Annotated in this window: 16 protein-coding genes, 1 pseudogene and 1 riboswitch; of the genes and pseudogenes, 11 read left to right on the forward strand and 6 right to left on the reverse strand. The window is 36.6% G+C overall.

The features are described from left to right. The first annotated feature begins 26 nt into the window (after positions 1-26). The 3 genes from CWO92_RS26545 (at position 27) to CWO92_RS13440 (ending at position 1955) form a co-directional block, all read left to right on the forward strand. On the forward strand, positions 27-155 hold the full coding sequence (locus CWO92_RS26545) for an LPXTG cell wall anchor domain-containing protein (RefSeq protein ID WP_207767801.1): 129 nt from the start codon (positions 27-29) through the stop codon (positions 153-155). 807 nt (positions 156-962) lie between these two features. Further along, positions 963-1268, forward strand: coding sequence for a hypothetical protein (locus CWO92_RS13435; RefSeq protein ID WP_101354733.1), 306 nt, complete (start codon positions 963-965; stop codon positions 1266-1268). Positions 1269-1442: 174 nt separating this feature from the next. Beyond that, complete coding sequence (locus CWO92_RS13440) at positions 1443-1955, forward strand: GNAT family N-acetyltransferase (protein ID WP_101354734.1); 513 nt, start codon at positions 1443-1445, stop codon at positions 1953-1955. Positions 1956-3758: 1803 nt separating this feature from the next. Here CWO92_RS13440 and CWO92_RS13450 read toward each other — a convergent pair. After that, the gene (locus CWO92_RS13450) at positions 3759-4016 is read right to left on the reverse strand and encodes a hypothetical protein (protein WP_101354736.1); all 258 of its coding nucleotides are present in this window, start codon (positions 4014-4016) and stop codon (positions 3759-3761) included. 574 nt (positions 4017-4590) lie between these two features. Between CWO92_RS13450 and CWO92_RS13455 the strand changes: the two genes are divergently transcribed. The 5 genes from CWO92_RS13455 to CWO92_RS13475 all read left to right on the forward strand — a co-directional run bounded on the left by CWO92_RS13455 (position 4591) and on the right by CWO92_RS13475 (position 9621). Then, complete coding sequence (locus tag CWO92_RS13455) at positions 4591-5607, forward strand: oxidoreductase (protein WP_101354737.1); 1017 nt, start codon at positions 4591-4593, stop codon at positions 5605-5607. Between the two features lie 293 nt (positions 5608-5900). Beyond that, positions 5901-6275: a DUF956 family protein gene (locus CWO92_RS13460; RefSeq protein ID WP_101354738.1), complete on the forward strand. Its 375-nt coding sequence runs from the start codon at positions 5901-5903 to the stop codon at positions 6273-6275. 605 nt (positions 6276-6880) lie between these two features. Beyond that, the gene (locus CWO92_RS13465) at positions 6881-7852 is read left to right on the forward strand and encodes a mannose/fructose/sorbose PTS transporter subunit IIA (protein WP_101354739.1); all 972 of its coding nucleotides are present in this window, start codon (positions 6881-6883) and stop codon (positions 7850-7852) included. A 32-nt stretch (positions 7853-7884) separates the two neighbouring features. Continuing rightward, the gene (locus CWO92_RS13470) at positions 7885-8691 is read left to right on the forward strand and encodes a PTS mannose/fructose/sorbose transporter subunit IIC (RefSeq protein ID WP_101354740.1); all 807 of its coding nucleotides are present in this window, start codon (positions 7885-7887) and stop codon (positions 8689-8691) included. Positions 8692-8709: 18 nt separating this feature from the next. Continuing rightward, a complete protein-coding gene (locus tag CWO92_RS13475) occupies positions 8710-9621 on the forward strand; it encodes a PTS system mannose/fructose/sorbose family transporter subunit IID (protein WP_101354741.1) in 912 nt (303 codons plus the stop codon). A gap of 449 nt (positions 9622-10070) precedes the next feature. Here the strand turns inward: CWO92_RS13475 and CWO92_RS26550 are convergent, their stop codons facing one another. The 3 genes and pseudogenes from CWO92_RS26550 to CWO92_RS25105 form a co-directional block, all read right to left on the reverse strand. Further along, positions 10071-10826, reverse strand: a complete 756-nt coding sequence (locus tag CWO92_RS26550) for a prolyl oligopeptidase family serine peptidase (protein WP_367593493.1) — start codon at positions 10824-10826, stop codon at positions 10071-10073. A 147-nt stretch (positions 10827-10973) separates the two neighbouring features. Further along, positions 10974-12160 (reverse strand): annotated as a pseudogene (locus CWO92_RS26555) (S9 family peptidase); the annotation flags it as partial. Between the two features lie 194 nt (positions 12161-12354). Continuing rightward, positions 12355-13833: a LysM peptidoglycan-binding domain-containing protein gene (locus CWO92_RS25105; RefSeq protein ID WP_158176169.1), complete on the reverse strand. Its 1479-nt coding sequence runs from the start codon at positions 13831-13833 to the stop codon at positions 12355-12357. Beyond that, positions 13814-13898: riboswitch (cyclic di-GMP riboswitch) on the reverse strand. (Overlaps the previous gene by 20 nt.) Positions 13899-14551: 653 nt before the next feature. On the opposite strand from CWO92_RS25105, the gene CWO92_RS13505 reads away from it, so the two are divergent. From CWO92_RS13505 to CWO92_RS13515, 3 genes are all read left to right on the forward strand, one after another. Next, positions 14552-15118, forward strand: a complete 567-nt coding sequence (locus CWO92_RS13505; RefSeq protein WP_101354742.1) for a DUF4256 domain-containing protein — start codon at positions 14552-14554, stop codon at positions 15116-15118. A 359-nt stretch (positions 15119-15477) separates the two neighbouring features. Then, entirely contained in the window at positions 15478-17706 is a 2229-nt protein-coding gene (locus CWO92_RS13510) for an AAA domain-containing protein (protein WP_101354743.1), read from the forward strand. Positions 17707-17888: 182 nt separating this feature from the next. After that, complete coding sequence (locus tag CWO92_RS13515) at positions 17889-18524, forward strand: trimeric intracellular cation channel family protein (RefSeq protein WP_165786684.1); 636 nt, start codon at positions 17889-17891, stop codon at positions 18522-18524. 112 nt (positions 18525-18636) lie between these two features. On the opposite strand, the gene CWO92_RS13520 is transcribed toward CWO92_RS13515, so the two are convergent. Continuing rightward, a complete protein-coding gene (locus tag CWO92_RS13520; RefSeq protein ID WP_101354745.1) occupies positions 18637-19440 on the reverse strand; it encodes an AIM24 family protein in 804 nt (267 codons plus the stop codon). Positions 19441-19718: 278 nt separating this feature from the next. After that, positions 19719-20345 carry a spore coat protein gene (locus CWO92_RS13525; RefSeq protein ID WP_101354746.1) on the reverse strand — a complete coding sequence of 209 codons (627 nt, stop codon included), beginning with the start codon at positions 20343-20345 and terminating at the stop codon, positions 19719-19721. Between the last annotated feature and the right edge of the window lie 263 nt (positions 20346-20608).

A 20608-nucleotide genomic window follows, 5' to 3' on the forward strand; every position in this document is an offset into this window, starting at 1 on the left:
GAAATACATCTTATTTACATCGTAAAGTGATTGTAGAAAACTCACTTCCTAAAACTGGAGATACCAATGCTTTACCAACCATCCTGGGAGGATTAGTATTACTTCTTGCAGCCTGCATACTTTCATTCAGGTTGAAAAAGCGTAAAGACGCATAAACGTTAACATGAAAAAAAGGTACTTCACGGAATAAAACTTCCTGGGGTACCTTTTTTTAGCCATTCTAATTCGAAAGGACTGACTATATTAACGGTTAATTCCGCCATTACCAACGTTATTTTTTATATCTCAATTCCTATCTTTGTATTATCAATTGTTTCTATTGTTTTAAAAGGTATTGTAGCAGGTCGGAAGATAGTCTTTTGACCACATGACCACACGCTGACCACTATTTATCCGTTATAGTATGAAATAGTATGTATAAAAAATTTAGATATAAATAGTAAAACGTAATAGGATAATATAAAACGAATAGGAACGTACGTTTGTGAATTCCTATCCTCAAACGGCGCATGTTGAAGCAGTAGCCTTATTAACCTTGAAATCGTAAACTAAAAATAAACACTTTCGATTCCAGCCCTGATTTTGTGAAAAAAATTTTTCCGATTTCAGGGCACAATTCTTTTAAGTCCTTGTCACTTCAAGCCCTTTCCAATTTTTTGCCGAGAGCAGAATTTTAGAAAAGATTATTTTAACTCCCGAAAAAAATGAAATCATAAAGTAATCTCAATGAGACTTCTTTATCAATCTTGTGTAGTAAGATTTATTACCAATCCATAACAGTTGTATATTTTTTCTATTTAAATTTTTCATAAATATTTTAGTATAAATTTATAGAACCTCTTAAAGAAAATGTTCGTCTACGATTAAGATGAACACTACCTCATAGAGATGATATCTTTCCAATCAAAAGTTTAATTAAATAAAGTATCAGAATAAAGGGGATTCCAAAAGGAGTGAGGTTATTGGGTCTTGATGTTTTGATATATGATAAGAACGACAAAAAAATAAACACATACGAAATAACAGAAGCCTTACACAATGAAATATTTAACTCGAAGAAGTTATGGAGGAGCTATCTAGAATTGAGGAAAATAAGTGATTATTATCTTTCAGATGCAACATTTGAAGGACAGGCACTTAATGGGTTAATCACTGATTTAGAAAAATACAAGATGTATATTAACGAAAATAACCAAGGTGAGTATCAAAGTCTTATTAATGAAATTTCCAATCCATCCATAAAAAAAATATTTGTCGGAGGAGATTGAAAACAAAAAGTATTGGCTTTATTTAACTAAAGGGTTTAAGGTCCAGTTACCAATTTGGTTGCTTTTTCTTATTTGACTGCAGTTTGGTTAAACAACAATATCATAAAAAAGAGGATTACTAGCTTTTGTAAAGAAAGAGTAAATAATAAAAAATGGTGAGAGGATGAAGAACATTTGGAAGCAAATAACCATATCATTCAGATAAAGCCTTGGGAGAATAATGACCTTGATTTACTTTTTCTTATAAACGCTCCAGAAATGACGCAGCATCTTGGAGGTCCAGAGAGTAAAGAGCAGATTTTGCAGCGACATAAACGATATCTTGAACTGGGTAATAGGGGACGTATGTTCAGCATTAAATTGTTACCAGAATTAGAACCAGTAGGTTCTGTGGGTTATTGGCAAACTACTTGGAATAATGAAAGTGTATATGAAACTGGATGGAGTGTTCTACCCTCTTATCAAGGGAAAGGAATAGCTACAAAAGCGGTTAAGTTAGCAATTGAAGAAGCATCTAGGGAGAACAAATATAAATACATCCACGCATTCCCATCGATTGATAATCCTGCTTCTAATGCAATTTGTCGGAAGCTCGACTTTCAGTTTATTTCTGAATGCGAATTTGAATATCCTCCAGGATGCTTTATGCGTTGCAATAATTGGCGATATAACTTAATTGGACAATAGCTGATTTTTCAGTTCTTAATTTTGATAAAAGTATGCGAAAAAATTTACTTAAGCTAACGAATGCATTTCTGAAATAAGGGATGCTTTTTTGGGATACGCTGTCCATATATTTCCCTTCCAATTTATGACGATTTTAATTTTCTTTTCTTCTTTAGTTCCTATCTTTTTACCGAGATTTGCAATAATGATAAATGATAGTGTTATTAAGATCTATACTTATATTTCTGGAATTTAAGCATTCCTTAATTCCAGTTCTTACAGAACCTTTACTTGTAGTATTAAATTTTGTCCATCTTCCGACTCCATTTGCTTAGGCCATATTTGACACTGAAAAGCTAGTAGCTTTCTTTATTGTACTTTTCTTCCAATACTTCAAATGAATTAGAATGATAACCATTTATAATACTCTCAGATCACTTTATTTCCTGAGAATATATAAAACTGAAGTACTACCTATATTTCTTTCTTTTATGTTAATACTCAAGAAATCTATTTTTCAAGTTTCTCCAAAGTACTCTATTCCTTTTTCCGCTCATTTGCCCTGTTTGTTAATCAAAAAAGCTACGCTCAAACGCAGCTCCTTTTTTTTCATCTTGGGCATCTTTGCTTTATTTAGTACTCTTTTTCAAGATAATATATTCTATTATAAAAAAGAAAGCCAAGACAAGGGTAGTTAAACTCGCCGAAACATTTTGATTAAGTACCCCCTTAAATCCTAAAGTAAGAAATATAACAACAATCAAAGTCACTACAATTCTTAGTACGAATAATTTCCCCTTATATAAATTCCCCATAAAATCACCACTAATATTAAAATGCAGTTCTTGTTTAACCAAATAGTGACAATAAATATCCTTTCGACCTATAAAATTTATTCAAATTATTCCTGTGATATATGATATTCTTTTTGAAAAACTTTGATTCTTTTTTGCACTAATCTCAATAAAAACAGGATTTTATTCAAACTTTATTATAAATTATCAGCCTTTATTCTAAATAATCAATCTTTATAAAACTACATCTTCATAACGTTTTGAACACAATATAAAATATAACTGAAAAATTCAAAAAATTAGAAGGATTGTAGCGGATGTTATAGAATTATTTAATTCGTTACACCAAACTGATTTCAAGGGGGTGGAATGGTATGGGTAATTTACTATGGTGGCTTATTCGTTAATTGTTGTTTCTGGTGGTTTAACAGTATCAAAAGGTAACGACTGTTATAAGTTGAAGAAAAAATGCTCCTATTCTTTGAGAGGCAACTGAAAAACTTACGTTTTTCAGTTGCCTCCACCACAGTAGGGGGAAGTTTTACTATAAAAATAGGTTATTATCATTTCCGTTGAATGATTTATCGCTATTATGATGCTAACCTTGATTTAGAAAGAGTTTATGCATATAACTTTACCCAACAACATTAAACAAGATAAGAACTGGAATTTGTAAAAACAGATTGTTGGTATATGTGCTTTGATGAAGAGTATGCCTTATTTCAAAAGGGTAACGAAATTAAGGTGTGAAAGTTTTGGATATACAAGTCCAATTTGTCGAGGTCATGATTGGTTTTTCAAATAGCAGTATAAAAACTTACAATGAGTTCAATATCCAGTTTGAATCAGCAATCTTTCTTAGAGTAAATTTTACAAAAAACATATAATGTTCCATTAGAATGGAATATGTTTGGATAGGATAACGAGTATACCAAAGATTAAGGGTAACAGAACTAGATAATCTACTTAAAAAGTGATAAATAAAACTAAAGAAGAGCAGGAAATCCAACCTACTCTTCATAACGGGTTCTTATTCCTCTTCACTAAAATAATCGGATAATTGGCTTTTTAAGCGTTCTAATTGAATGATTTGTGAATGAGGAAACCCATCTTTATTTGTTTTTTGAGAACACATCCAGCACGAACAATGTACTTTCCCTTTTGCAAAATAGCCTTTGGAGGGTACATACCATCCGTTATGTTCTGCAATTTTAGCTTTGCGCTGAATTGTTCTTCTTCGCTGATGTCGATAATAAGATCGACTGCGATTTTTTTGATGTGGTTTCAATTGCCATCAACTCCTTGGGATAAGGCTCAGCCTGTAAAAGTCCCCCAAGAAATTTTAAACTCTACAGGCTGAGTATGATGGCAATAAGTCTGGTGAGAAAATTCAAGTTTATAACCCCCTGTATTTTTTTTCTTTATTATACATAATTGCTTAAATAACTTGTCAATCTGCTAGCAGTCATATTCAATAGGAAAAAATCCACCGTTAAGATAAAGAATTGTTAATATACCTATTCAGAATAACAGTGAAAAGTTAAACAATAGACATTCAGTGTGTACATAATATATTTTTAGAATGATAATGGTCTCTTAAGATAACCTAATCCAAGTTTAGTTCGACTTGCAATTCATTTAAAGAAAAACAACTAACCGCAACCGGGTGTTGCCTATTCATGTTGCTTATAGCGAAAAATGGATTAAAGGTATAGTAAAAAAATATGGTGATTAAGTTAAAATATAGGAATTTTTATAGTTTCCATATATACTTATAGCGGGAATATTGATATATCTAACCATGCAAGAAGCACAGGTTAAATATTATTCAGCACAAATTAAATTATATTTAGGAGGCTGCTATGCTTACTATTGGTTATATTGGAAATGGAAAAAGCACGAACAGATATCATCTGCCGTTCGTACTGCAAAGAGAGAATATAAGGGTAAAAACCATTTATCAAAGAAATCCTAAGCATGAAAGTTGGGATAGGATTGCAGGAGTAACTTATACTTCTAATTTAGATGAATTATTAAATGATAAGGACATCCAGCTCATTGTGGTTTGTACAAGAACGGACAGTCATTATGAATACGCAAAATTAGTGTTAGAACATAATAAAAACTGTTTAGTTGAAAAGCCTTTTATGGAAACCTCAGAACAGGCAAAAGAAATATTTGCGATAGCAAAAGAGAAAGGCTTGATTGTTCAGGCTTATCAAAACAGACGTTTTGATAGTGATTTTTTAACTGTTCAAAAGGTCATTGAAGAAGGCAAATTAGGGGACCTACTGGAATTGGAAATGCATTACGATTATTATCGTCCCGAGGTGCCAGAGTCTGTTCATTCTTTTGATCCTATTTCATCGTTTTTATATGGACATGGCTGCCATACACTGGATCAGGTTATCAGCTATTTTGGTAAACCAGATCACATACACTATGATGTAAGGCAATTACTTGGCCAAGGAAGAATGAATGATTATTTTGATTTAGATTTGTATTATGGTCGGCTAAAGGTTTCTGTAAAATCGAGTTATTTCCGTCTGAAAGAAAGGCCAAGCTTTGTTGTTTATGGGAAAAAGGGATGTTTTGTGAAGGAAACGAAAGATCGTCAAGAAGAACATTTAAAGTTATTTTATATGCCTGATAACAAAGATTTTGGTATAGATACTATAAAACATTATGGTGTACTAACATATATTGATGATGAAGGTACAATCCATGAAGAAACAGTGAAATCTGTTAATGGTGATTATGGAAGAGTATATGATGATTTATATGAAGCGATCATAAATGGTAAGGATAAAACCATTACAGATGAACAAACACTTCTGCAAATGGAAATACTAGAAACTGGAGTTAAAAACTTAAAGTGAAATTTCTTATGTAATGGTGAAAAAAGTCACGTAATGTAATAGGGAATGCTAGTCAACAATGGGGAACCTTGACAAGGTTCCCCTTAGTTAACATATAGCGAAAATTTGGCCAACAGATTTCAGTATTTTATTCACCAGAACATGTACTTGTTTGTTGTTTCTATCATACTTATTTTGGCAATGGCTTACATAATTTTTGAACAAAATATCCTATCCTGTTTCAAGTATTTTTGCTTTAAGTGAAAAAATGCGTATAATAATTATTATTAACAGAGAGAAATGGAGTACATCAAATGGTCCAATCAATCAATACAAAAGTCGATTTAGTCATTAATGCAACCTCACATATGGGAATTTCAGAGTACGGTAAAATCATGATTGGAGACAAAGGATTTGAATTCTACAATAATCGTGATGCTCGTAAGTTTATTCAAATTCCTTGGGAGGAAGTTGATTACGTGGTAGCTTCCGTGATGTTCAAAGGGAAATGGATTCCGCGTTATGCTATCAAAACTAAGCGAAATGGGATGTATTCATTTTCTTCTAAAGATCCGAAAAAAGTTTTACGAACCATTCGTGAATACGTTGATCCGAATCGTATGGTCCATTCATTAAGTTTCTTTGATGTTATCAAACGCAGCATTAAGAGTATATATAAAAAACAATAGCTTTATCTATAAAGCAGGTTTGAACTTGTCCTTTTTTGTTGAGACTAATCTAAAATTTTTCAAACACTTTCGAATGCACAAGCTCCTCATGATTTAGTAGAAATGTAGAAGAATAGTTTGATATTGAAATCGATATATACTTGCATTTTAAACGGGTTGTTTAGTATCTCCGCTATATATTATGGAATGAGGGTTGGTAGCGGAAACAAAAAATAACTTTTCTCTTGAAATAAGAATATTCATTGTGCTATAATTTCTCAAGAAAGCTCATTAAAGTGATGCAGCAAACATTGAAAAAGAAAATATACCATGCAGAGGCTGTTTTTTTTAGCACTTCCATTACAGCGTTTGCAAAATAAAAATTCATACATTGCAATTATTTTTTACGTGTTACTGATTCGATCAGGCATGAGTGGAAAGTATTGATTGAAATGAAGATTAAGGGGCATTCTATACCCATACCTTCATTTAATCGACTTTTTACTCATGCCTTTTTTGTTGTTTTTTGTTGAAACTGTAATCGCTTTAAATGAGCTGAAAAAAGTAGTTTGGTATATTTTACCGTAACTCATTTAGCTGTAACAATAATAATAGGAGGTATAAAGATGGTAGGAATTATCATTGCTAGTCACGGTGAATTTGCCAGTGGTATCATGCAATCTGGATCAATGATCTTTGGAGAGCAAGAAAATGTAAAAGCTGTTACATTGATGCCTAGCGAAGGACCTGAAGATGTAAAGGCAAAAATGAAAGAAGCAATTGCGTCTTTCGACAACCAAGACGAAGTATTATTCTTAGTCGATCTTTGGGGTGGAACTCCTTTCAACCAAGCCAACAGCTTATTGGAAGGACATGAAGACAAATGGGCAATCGTTGCTGGTATGAACTTACCAATGTTGATTGAAGCTTATGCATCACGCTTCTCAATGAACACAGCCCATGAAATTGCCGCGCATATTTTGGGCACTGCCAAAGATGGGGTTAAAGTGAAGCCTGAAGAACTAGAACCAGCTGAAGCACCTGCTGCAGCTGCTGCCGGGCCTTCAAATGCAGGCGCACCTGGTAAATTTGAATACGTATTAGCACGTATCGACTCCCGTTTACTTCATGGACAAGTTGCGACTGCTTGGACAAAAACTACACAGCCTACACGTATCATCGTTGTATCTGATGCAGTAGCTAAGGATGATCTTCGTAAGAAATTAATCCAACAAGCTGCGCCACCAGGTGTAAAGGCACACGTTGTTCCAGTCCATAAAATGATTGACCTTGCTAAAGATGATCAACATTTCGGTGGTCAGCGCGCATTACTTCTTTTTGAAAATCCACAAGATGCGCTTAGAGCAGTTGAAGGTGGGGTTCCATTGAAGACAATCAACGTTGGTTCTATGGCACACTCGCCTGGTAAAGTTCAACCAAATAAGGTACTTGCTTTTAACCAAGATGATATTGATACTTTCGCAAAGTTAAAAGAACTTGGTGTGAACTTCGATGTACGTAAAGTTCCGAATGATTCAAAAGGCGACATGGACGAAATTATCAAGAAGGCTCAAGATGAGTTAAACAGACAAAAATAATCCTAATATCAGGAAAATGGAGGATTAATATCATGGATTTGAATGTGATTCAAATAATATTAGTCGTTATCGTTGCATTTTTAGCTGGTATGGAAGGAATTTTGGATGAATTCCAATTCCACCAACCACTTATTGCTTGTACGTTAATCGGCTTAGTTACAGGAAACTTAGTACCATGTCTTATCTTAGGTGGTACTCTTCAACTTATCGCTTTAGGTTGGGCAAACATCGGAGCTGCCGTAGCACCGGATGCTGCGTTAGCATCAGTTGCCTCTGCAATTATTTTAGTTTTAGGTGGACAAGGTAAAGCTGGTGTTTCTTCGGCAATCGCAATTGCTGTTCCACTAGCCGTTGCTGGTTTATTATTAACAATTATCGTTCGTACAATTGCAACAGCATTGGTACATTTTATGGATGCTGCAGCTAAAGAAGGAAACATCGGAAAAGTTCAATTTTGGCACATCGTTGCTATCTGCTTGCAAGGGTTACGTATTGCGATCCCAGCATTATTAATCGTAGCAATTGGGGCAGGCCCAGTTAGAGACTTACTCACATCTATGCCAGCTTGGTTGACTGACGGTCTAGCAATCGGTGGGGGAATGGTCGTAGCTGTTGGTTACGCAATGGTTATTAATATGATGGCTACAAAAGAAGTATGGCCTTTCTTCGCGATTGGTTTCGTGTTAGCAACTGTTTCACAAATCACACTTATCGGTCTTGGTGCTATCGGTGTGGCTCTTGCACTTATCTATTTAGCGCTTTCCAAACGCGGTGGCGGTTCAGGTAATGGCGGATCAAACACTGGTGACCCACTAGGCGATATTATCGATAATTACTAAGAAGGAGGGGACAGAAAAATGGAAAAAGAATTGACATTATCAAAAAAAGATCGTATTTCTGTTTGGTGGCGTTCCACTTTCATCCAAGGTTCTTGGAACTATGAACGTATGCAAAACGGTGGTTGGGCATTTTCAATGATTCCGGCGATCAAAAAATTATATAAAACAAAAGAAGATCGTGCTGCTGCACTAAAACGTCATTTAGAGTTCTTTAATACTCACCCATATGTTGCTTCACCTATTATTGGTGTAACTTTAGCTCTTGAAGAAGAACGTGCAAACGGTGCGCCGGTTGACGACACAGCCATTCAAGGGGTTAAAGTCGGTATGATGGGGCCTTTAGCAGGTATTGGGGATCCAGTTTTCTGGTTCACGGTTAGACCAATCCTAGGTGCGTTAGGAGCTTCTCTTGCTCTGACTGGTAACATCCTAGGGCCAATTATATTCTTCGTTTTATGGAATCTTATTCGTATGGGCTTCACCTGGTATACACAAGAATTTGGTTACAAAGCTGGTTCTAAAATTACGGATGACTTATCTGGCGGATTACTTCAAGATATTACGAAAGGTGCATCAATCCTGGGTATGTTCATCTTAGGAGCATTAGTTAACCGTTGGGTATCGGTAAAATTCACCCCAATTGTATCATCGGTTAAACTCAGCAAAGGTGCTTATATTGACTGGGATAAGTTACCTTCTGGAGCACAAGGAATTAAAACTGCCTTGGAACAGCAAGCTGCTGGTCTTTCGTTAGAACCTGTTAAAGTAACTACTTTACAAAATAACTTGGATAGCTTAATTCCTGGATTAGCTGGGTTAGCGATCACATTTTTATGTATGTGGTTGCTTAGAAAGAAAGTTTCTCCAATTGTTATGATTCTTGGATTGTTTGTGGTTGGTATCGTCTTCCACTTAATTCACTTAATGTAACAATTAAAGACTATTGCCTAGGCTTTTTAAATATCAAATGTAAGCCTTGATGCAAACAAATATAGCAGAGCACCTCCTGATATGATGCAACCAATCATTTTAAGGAGGTGCTTTTCTTATGCCTTAATTCTGGTCGGAACATACATTTGTTTAAAAGAAATATACATTATGTTTTTTATTCTGTAATTAAGATGCAAGAGCATGTCCTTCTTTCTCTCAGATATCGGAAAAATAACACATGCTCTTTCATTTGCAAATTCTCTTCATTGATTTTTTGTTTATAAAAATTCCTCTAAAGTATCTTATTTTTAATACATGGATTCGTTAGAAGGAAGTTTTAAAGATGGGTCCAAAGATATAAGAATTACATGTATCTTAGTATCTGGAATGGAGACGGCTTGTAACGATAATGCTAAAATCAAAAAACCCCCAATTTTTTGGGGGAGGGTTTATTTGATACCGATGCCGAGCTTATCGAGAATAAATGCATAGCAAGCCGCGGCTTCCTTCAAATGATTGAAACGGCCTGATGCTCCGAAGTGGCCGGCACCCATGTTCGTTTTTAGTACAATGATATTGTTATCCGTTTTCAGCGACCTTAGACGTGCAACCCATTTGGCTGGTTCCCAATATGCGACCCGAGGATCATTTAGACCGGTTGTGACATACATATGCGGATAGTCTTTCGCTTCCACATTATCGTATGGGCTATATGACTTCATATAGAAATAGTCCTCTCTATTTTGAGGATTGCCCCATTCGTCCCATTCAAGGGTGGTAAGGGGAATCGTTGCATCGAGCATTGTTGTAACTACATCAACAAATGGAACTGCCGGAACGATGACCTTAAATAGTTCACCGGCCATATTGGCCACTGCGCCTACGAGCAAGCCTCCAGCACTGCCACCGCGGGCAGCCATTTTACTTGAGGTTGTGTAGCCCTGCTCCATAAGATATTTCGCTGCAACGATAAAATCTGTGAACGTATTTCGTTTTTTCCCCATTTTTCCGTCTTCATACCAAGCACGACCCATTTCGGAGCCGCCACGCACTTGTGCTGTGACAAATATAATTCCTTTTTCCAGCAAAGGGAGACGATACGGGTCAAAATAAGGATCGCTGTTTGCTCCATATGATCCATACCCATGCAGAATCAAAGGCGCAGGTCCGTTTTCGAGCGCATCTTTCCGATAGACGGCGGTCATTGGCACTTTGACTCCATCCTCTGCTACTGCCCACAATTGTTCCTGACGAAAACGCGAGCGATCATATTCCCCTCTGACAGGAGCAACTTGCAAACGATGTTTTTCACCTGTCAGGAGATTTAACCCGTAAGTTGTTTTTGGCGTGAGCAAGGAATCATATTGAATTAATACCTCGTTCGTCTCATAACTTTGACCGGATAAAATCGATACTGTGTAGAGAGGCTCATCCCATTCAATTCGCTCTAATTCATCGTCACGAAGTAGCCAGATTTGCGTTAGACCATTCTCACGGCCAAATATAACTAACCTGTCCCGAAATGGGTACATGGCTTGCAGATATCGGTCTTCGCTATACTCCATGACTTTTGCCCGTGTTTGAAGGTCGCTGAGGGGACAACACAGCAACTGAAAGTTTGGGGCTCCTTCATTTGTCAGTATGAGCAGTTTATCTCCCCCATCCTCGACATCATATTCTATTCCTTCACGCCGTTCATCTATTAGCTGCAAAGGCGAGAGCGGGGAATCGGCATCAATCAGGCGAACCTCGCTTGTCGTTTTCGATCGGGAATGCACAAAAATAAACTTTCCACTTAACGATTTATACATACTTAATGTAAATGTAATGTCTTTTTCCTCAAAAATCAGCTGATCACTGCCGATTTCGCTGCCCAAACGATGACGCCATAACTGGTATGGCCGTTGGCTCTCATCAACGGTAATGTAGAAAATATATTCACCGCACCGGCTCCATTCCATACTTCCATATAAATAGACATCCGGAATTCGGTCAGGCAAAAGCTCACCAGTTTTCATGTCTTTGACATGGATGGTATAACGGTCCGTACCATCCCGATTCTCCAAATAAGCTAATCGGTTATGGTCCGTAGTGATGCGCTGCATCGTTACACTTAAATATTCACCATCTACTGCCAATTCATTCAAATCCAGTATCACTTCTTCTGCCGAATTTGGCAATAGTTCCCGGCTTGCTGCATGCTTACGGGCATAGATTGGATATTGCTTGTCTTTGTCTAAACGGGAATAGTAGAAGTATGGTCCATGCTGAACAGGTACTTTTACTTCTGAATCGGGAACACGGTCAACCATGCTTTGATAAATTTGTTCGGTTTGAGCCTCCAATGGCGCATAATTTCATCATAATAACGATTTTCTTCCTCAAGATAATCAATGACCTCCGGATTGGAACGATCCTTTAGCCAATAAAAGTCATCTTCGCGCACATCTCCATGCAATTCATGGGGATGTGGTATACGTTTTGCAACAGGTGGTTTCATAAAAATCCTCCTTTCGTTATAGGTAATATTTCGTGACATAGTTTGTGAATTCCTCTTTTTTCGACTGCTTGTTCAGTTTGTGACTGGAACAGCTCACGTTAATTTGGTCTAAGATAGAGGCTTAATGGAACGCTGGAATGTAGGGAATCACTTAGTATTTGGGTGATATGTGACACTATTGATAGAAATGAACGATTAAAACGAAAAAATAGAACCTGCCAAAAGGCAAGTTCTTATTTGGGTGAAACAACAGCACCTGCTTGAACATCGTACTGGGTCAAGTTGTATGCCGTGATGATAGATTGTAATAGATTAGTATAGTTAGGGTCAGTAGCATACCCGTCTTGTTGAATCAGCTTTGTTGCTGCCTTGTAGTCGGTTAACCCAATGATGTTTGAGTAGCGAGAAGCCATCAAGAATTGAGTGTGGTCAGCAATGGAATCAGCGATGCTGTTGTAGGCACGGAATTTAGCACTTTCAACGTATAGGTTGCCATTTATATCATATTCTTTTGTTGGTAAACTAATTGTGGGACCTTTCCAGCTACTTGAAGCTTTAATACCGAAGTAGTTTTGTACCTTTACTGATAGGTAAGACCCACCCCAATATGACTCAAGTATTGCTTGTGCCATTGTTAACGATGGTAGAATTTTATTGGTTTGCCATGCTTGGATAGCTGCAGGTGCTACCTTTGCAATAAATGCTAATTTCATATCTGATGTAATATTTGAAGTTAATACCACATCTGTTAGAGATGTAGACGGCGTACTGACTACAATCTGCTGCATTACTGCTAAGGAATTCCAGTTTATAACCTGTGGATTCATTTGTTTTAATATTGCTAGCGTCATATTATACTTATTTGCTATAGATGTTGCAGAATCACCTGATAAAACTTTGTAAATCATTTGCCCTGCGGCAGGTGCAGGAGGTATTGGAACACCATTAGTTGTTGCTGCTGTTGGCTGCTTCACTTCAGTAGTTCCTGTTTTGCTTGAAGTTTTCGTAGTTGTAGAGGGAATTTTCAGTACTCTACCAATTATAATTATCGTAGGATTGGTAATTTTATTAATAGATTCTAAATCATTTAAAGATACCCTATACTTTTTAGCTATTGCCGAAAGCGTGTCACCTGATTTAACAGTGTATGTTTTTGAATTAGCTGTTGATGGCTTAACTGTAGTAGTCTTTACCTTGGCAGTAGTAATGGAAGTATTCGCAGATGTGGCTGGAATTTTCAGTACACGGCCAACTTGGATTATTTTAGGGTTTGTAATTTTATTAGCAGATTCTAAATTTTTTAGAGATACCTTATACTTTTTAGCTATTGCCGAAAGAGTGTCACCTGATTTAACAGTGTAGGTTTTTGAAGCAGTTGTTGATGGCTTAACGGAAGTAATCCCTTTTTTGGCAACTGCAATGGGAGTATTCGCAGATGCGGCTGGAATTTTTAATACACGCCCAACCTTGATTATTCTAGGGTTTGTAATCTTATTAGCAGATTCTAAACTTTTTAGAGATACCCTATACTTTTTAGCTATTGCGGAAAGAGTATCACCCGGCTTAACAGTATAATTTATGGTAGCTGCATTTGCTGTTATCATGGTTGCCGATGTTAAAATCGATACAGTTAATACTGTAGTTGCGGTTGCTTTTCTTGCTTTATTGAACATTTTTCTTCCTCCAATATTCTTCAGTAACCCAGCCACCATGGCATTTATGCTTTAGGTCTGTGGTTTTGCGAGACTATTTTTCGATAGTTGTGCCTTTTTCGAATGAGGAACTTCATCATCTCTATCTATACCTCACGCATAAATATAATATTAGAATTTACTCATATAATATAGGGGGAATTGTTTCCATAAATCATTCAAACAGAATAATGACTAGTTGGTAAATATATTTAAAATCAATTGAAATAATTGATATTGCTGTAATTATCATAAACACTGGATTTACCAGAGATCGTAGCTTGGCAACTCCATGGACATCGCTTATTATGATATAAACAGATCCTACACCAACGATTAAATTTTTATTTAAGCTGTGTTGTGGCAGTGCTTCTTTATCTCTATTAACTAGATAGTGTTAGAGTTAAAATTTAAATGTAAAGGGATATCAATATGGATGCGAATAAAAAATGGCTTTCTATTCCGAAAGAAATGAGAAATAGGTTACTAGATAAGTTTGGTGCGTAAATTGTTCAAGTACAACAGATATTGTTAGGTTCATAATTGAAGACAACTCATTTGGAATCGTCTTAAAAGGTGAGTGCAAGAAATGTGGTCATAAGGTGGCGAGGGTTATTGAGTCTGAGTAGTAATAGAAATAGTCATGATGTAGTGTAATCAGATAAAGGCACTCAAAAACCAGATACGATCACTGGAATTGTTTTTTTCATGAAAATAGTTCTAATAAGAGGTGATTTAAGTGGAAAATGAAAACAGGCAGTTGTCACGCGAACAATGTGATGAAGTACTTGCAAAATTGAAAGTACGTTTTGAGAAAAACATGAATCGCCATAAAGGACTTGAATGGTCAAAAGTTCAAGCAAAGTTAGAAACTAGTACAGATAAGTTGTGGTCGCTCCATGAAATGGAAAGAACCGGCGGTGAACCGGATGTTATTGGCTATGATGAACAGACGGATGAATACATTTTTTATGATTGTTCAGCGCAAAGTCCTAAAGGGCGAAGAAGTGTTTGTTACGATCGTGCAGCGCTGGAATCAAGGAGAGAACACAAACCAAAAAGTAGCGCTTTAGATATGGCTGCCGATATGGGGATTGAGATTTTAACGGAAGAACAATACAGGGAGCTGCAGAAACTTGGAAATTTTGATACGAAAACATCAAGCTGGGTGAAAACACCAACTAAAATTAGACAACTTGGCGGGGCTATCTTTTGTGATCGTCGCTACGACACAGTATTTGTATACCACAATGGGGCGGAGTCTTACTATGCTAACAGGGGGTTCCGCGGTTTGTTAAGGGTTTAGAAACTTGTGTGAAACGTTCTCTAATGAAAAGTTGCAGAAATGACCAATTAATTTATTTAAAGTTTATCAGGAAAAAATTTACCACTTGATGAGATGTACCTTTAATTCTTACAATGTTTAAATGGTACATTAAAAGGCAGTGAGAGAGAACTCTCTACCAGAACAGAGAGGAAACGTAATAGTGATGGAAGAATTCAGCCATGATTTAGCATGGAAAGTTTTGAATGATTACATAATGGAAGTCTTTGTAAAATAATTTTCAAATAAAATAAATGCCTGTACCTCTTTGGATTCCATATTTTTGGATACTTTTCAAGTTGGTCACAGGCTCTTTTTAGTAAAGTGATAAGGGGAAGTAAATGAGTACAACCAAAACGTATATCCAAGAATGGCAGCAAGCTCTGCAACAAGAGATTAATCACTTAAAAAAGTTCGGTGGAAGCCGTTATTCTATAACAAATGGCAGGCTGATATCTAATGACGGACCATATAGTTATTATTTTGATACAGCTATCTCATTAAGGATACCTGTAGGTTCCTCTATAAAATTGGAATGGGGAACAATGAAAAGCAGCGGAAAGGTGCTTTCTTCTGAGGGGAGGGGAATTATTCTTTCATTAGAACAGAACTTTGGCGATCTCATCCCGGATGCTTATCTACTGCATGACCCTTGGGAATTGCTTGAACATTTAATAGAGCGATTGGATGAAGTGAAAAAAAGCAAACAAAAGCGGTTACGAGTGCGGAGATTAATGAATCCCTCCATGGAAACCAAACATCCTAAGGAGAAAATCAAGAGTAATGTCCATGAATTGATTTTGAGGTCTAAATATAATCCTGCCACATTCGTCTGGGGTCCGCCGGGTACTGGAAAGACATATACTTTGGCCAGGGTAGCAGCTAATAAATATTTTCAAAAGAAAAAAGTATTAATATTATCCCATAGCAATCAAGCAGTCGATGTATTGATGAATGAATTGACGGATTTTATTAAAAGGAAAAAAAGATTCAAGGTAGGAGATGTGCTTCGTTATGGGGGGAACAGCGGGGAAACGCTATCTGCTCATCCCGATATTACCACAAGTCTTCTTATTGAAAACCAGGACCCTCTTCTTTACAAGGATAAAGAGAGACTAGTTAAAGAAAAGAGTAACTTAAAGCAAGATTTAACCAGTTCTTTCAGTAAACGCGATTCTGATCATTTGTTGGAACTAGAAACCAAACTTTCTAGAATACTAGAAAAGGTCAGGAAGAAAGAAGTTCAATTAGTGAAGGACGCATTCATTGTAGGCACGACACTGGCAAAGGCGGCAAGTGATAATGCAGTAAATCAACAGGAATATGATATTGTCATTCTGGATGAGGCAAGTATGGCCTATGTACCACAAGCAGCTTTTGCCGCAAGTCTAGGTAAGCGAGTTATTATTTGCGGTGACTTTAAGCAGCTGCCTCCGATTGCCTCGAGCCGTAATGCACTTGTGGGCGAATGGATGAAAGAAGATGTGTTCCATAAGGCTGGTGTAGTGGAATGGTTGAACAAAGGGAAGCTTCATCCCCAGCTCTTTTTATTAAAAAAACAGCGTAGGATGCATCCGGATATTTCCGCTTTTACAAATCGGTATATTTATCATTCATTAGTCGAGGATCACGAAAGTGTGATTAAAAGCAGAAATAACATTACTTACCTTGCTCCTTTTAAAGAACAAGCTGCTGTGCTTCTGGATACGAGTTTCACGGGCCTACATTGTATAAGCGACAGGGCAACCAATTCGAGATTCAATCTATGGCAGCTACTGCTGTCTTTTCAATTGCTCCATGAAGCATATGTAGGTGGAGCTAAATCAATCGGGTATGTGACGCCTTACCGCGCCCAGGCGAATCTTATGGAATTGCTGCTTGAAGACATTTATGAAAAAGAGCGTAATGTGACGGATATTATCGCCGCAACTGTCCACCGATTTCAGGGGAGTGAACGTGATGTGATGATATTTGATACAGTTGATAGTGATCCGCAAGATCGAGCTGGAATGTTAGTCACTGGCAAAGACAGCGAACGTTTGATTAACGTAGCCATTACGAGAACGAAAGGAAAATTTCTTCACGTTAGTAACAGGGATTTTATCAAAAGGCATATTTATAAAGGAAAAACACTACGGCAACTTGTTGACCATCAGGTTGAAAACAAACAAATAGTCACAACGAAAGAAATAGGTTCATGGATTCGAAACCAACACCCGAAATTAAGATGGATTCATGCGCGCAAAGTGGAAGCAGTTTTTCGCGACCTAAGATCAGCAAAGTCATCGATTACTATCTCTCTACCAAAGGGAACTAAATTAACCGAAGAATGGAATAAGCAGTTAATAAATAGAGGAAAACAAATAAAATTGACGGTTATTTCGCAGCACAGATGTAGTGAATGCGATGTTTGGCTAGAAGAGAGCTTACCATTTCCGTTTGTGATGGTGGATGAAAAGGTTTTGTGGCTGGGAATTCCACTCGAAGGAGCAAGAGGAGTCCAACCTCCCTTTGTAGCAGCTAGACTTAGTTCCAGTAATGTGTGTGAGTATGTATTAAAACAGATATAGTTAAGTTGTGTAGCACTAGGAATGTTATCATATGCTCAAGCTAACTTTTACGGTCAGTAAATTCATATTTATTTCCTTTGTTTTTATCCATGCCCAAAAATTAGCACTTAATTTTATGAGTAATGGCTTTAAGAATCATAGAGAAAATGATGATGTTTTGTTTTGGAGGAGGAAAGATAATTGTGACATGGGAAATCCTCAACATTATTGGTACCCTTGCGTTTGTTATAAGTGGTGCCCTTGTTGCGATAGAAGAGAAATATGATATCTTAGGAGTTTATGTCCTAGGATTTATTACTGCTTTTGGTGGTGGGTTAATCCGTAATCTCTTAATTGATATACCCATACGAACCATTTGGGAGCAAGATTTTTTATTTGGAATTGCATTTTTGGTTATAACGGTAGTCCTGATAATCCCATCAAAATGGATTCTTCAGTGGCAAAAATGGATTGTTTTTTTCGATGCTATTGGTTTGGGCGCCTTTGCTATACAAGGTGCAAATTTTGCCGTTTCCATAAAAGCTCCATTCATTGCAATAGTCATTGCTTCCACCATGACAGGAGCGGGTGGAGGAATGCTAAGAGATGTTTTCGCAGGAAGAAAACCAATGATTTTCCATTCGGACATTTATGCACTTTGGGCAGCTTTAGCCGGTATGGCGATTGGTTTGAACATAGTAAATGGTCCTTATATGACATTTTTTCTTCTCATGTTAATTGTGATTTGCAGAATGTTATCTGTTTACTATGCTTGGAATTTACCACAAGGTATTAAGTGGAATGACCAACAGAGCATGAATAATAAGCGGGATGCCTGATAACTTGAAGTTTGTCTTTAAGTGGGGTTTGCTAAAAAGCTGCTCTTTCATCTACAGCAGAAAGTGCAGCTTTTTTTATTTAGTCGACAGTTCATTTATTTATTGTACAAGTTTAACTTTTTTTAGATGTTGGTGCAGGGGATAAAACAGATGCTAGCTTTTCGTATACAGGCAATGTTGGTGCAATAATAACCTTTCCGCTACCTCTAAAGGTTTGAAGCAATCCTTCCCCGGAAGCCACAGAACCGAAAATGCTTTTTGTCGATTTTTCAACGGTAAAATCAATGTTGCCAACTCGGAATAGTGTGAAGTTTCCATCAACCTGAACCATTTCATTTTGCATTTCAAATTCAACAAGCTCCTCCTCTGGAACAGGAATTTCAAATACACAATATCCGCTTCCGGAAACTTTTGTTTGAAAGAGACCTTCCCCACCAACAATAGCGGAAGAAATATTTTTCATTGCTTGTACAGAAACCGATACAGTGGATTCACAGCAGTAAAACAGACCTTTATCGGCAATCATTTCTTCGTTATTCAGTTCAACAATTAGGTAGTGTTTGAAACTTGGTTCCAGATAAATCACCCCGCTACCTTGGTATTGCGGTTTAATGGCAGATTCATTGGTTAAAACGTTAGAGGCAAGTCCTTTTAAAAATCCTTTGGCACCAGTTCCACCTAAGCTTCTTAATGTAATATTTCCTTTCATAAACTGTAAAGCACCGGATTCCGCTGTTAAGGAACTATTTTTTAATGTAATCCTGACTTGTCTTAATTTGATATTGGATTGTTGAGCGAAATATAATCTTTCCGCAACAGAAAAATTATCATTTCCGCCTAAATTTTGATATTCTAAAATTTCAATTTTGATATTTTGATTTTCAACAAAATTAATAACTTTATATGCTTCCGACATTGCAATTCCCCTTTTTCGCTATTTTTTTGATTATAAATGTTTATAGACTAATGTATGACTTATTAATATAAAAACTTTATATTAATAGGATAATTATACAATATGCGCTTCAGAAAATGGTATTATATTCCTATAAGGAATATCGAAATTTTAGAAAAAGAAGTGGAAGCAAGTGAGGAATATTTATGAGTTCATGGGATAATTACCGGTGATCAGGTGGGGATAAACCCAAAAAGATGGACCTAGAAATCTCATTTTAGGCTCCATCTTTTATAAATTTATTGATAAAGCTGATCACTATTTCCTACAGTAGGATTTTGGTGATTAGCCATATACTGCTGAAATTGAGCCGAATTTTCCGGAACAATTTGATACATAGAACCGATTTTCGAAATATCTTCCGGATTTGCATTTTCAACCGGATAATACCCTTTGGAAGCCATGTATTGCCACATGTCATAGGCATGAGAACAGCTCATCATAAATGCTGTTTGGCAGAAGGAACGAATTTCTGGATTAACCATCTCCATTGCAGACCAAGCGTATTCACGGCCAGCTCTTTTTAGTGTTAATAAATAGGCTGTGGCCATTTCGCGGTCATTCATATTTTCTACTATCGTTCTAGGTTGGATGGCTGGAGCGGGTTGCACCATTTGTAAGGTTTCGTTAGTGACTTTAGTGTCTTCCCTTAACAATGGCAATTCCTTTTTAGCACCATCTATTTTGTTCAAAAATTCTACCTTCATATTGTAGTCCCTTATATGAAGTGGGAGATGTCTTTCCAGAATCGCTTTAAATTCAGGATTCTGAACATGATGAAGCATGTACCCCATATTAGTTATGGAGTTTACGCAGCTCATGGTTAATTCATTTAAGTCATGTAATTCGTGTGCAGCTAATTTCATTGTTTTCCCTCCGCTAATTATTTCATTGCATTCCTTATGTTGTACAGAATGAAACGAAAAATACAGCCTTTATTTGAGGAAAAGGTCTGACCATTGGAAGGGGAATAAATTACTTTGTTTACATATACAAAAAAACGCATCGGATTAGATACCGCCCCCGAAATTACAGTGAAAAAATCTAACTTTCGGGGGTCGGTACCATGTTAAAACCATACGTTTTTGTTACTACTCTCATTTTATATGTGTTTCCTCTTTTTCCGAAC

Origin of the sequence: Heyndrickxia camelliae (assembly GCF_002844575.1) — a bacterium.
Lineage (GTDB): Bacteria > Bacillota > Bacilli > Bacillales > Bacillaceae_C > Margalitia > Margalitia camelliae.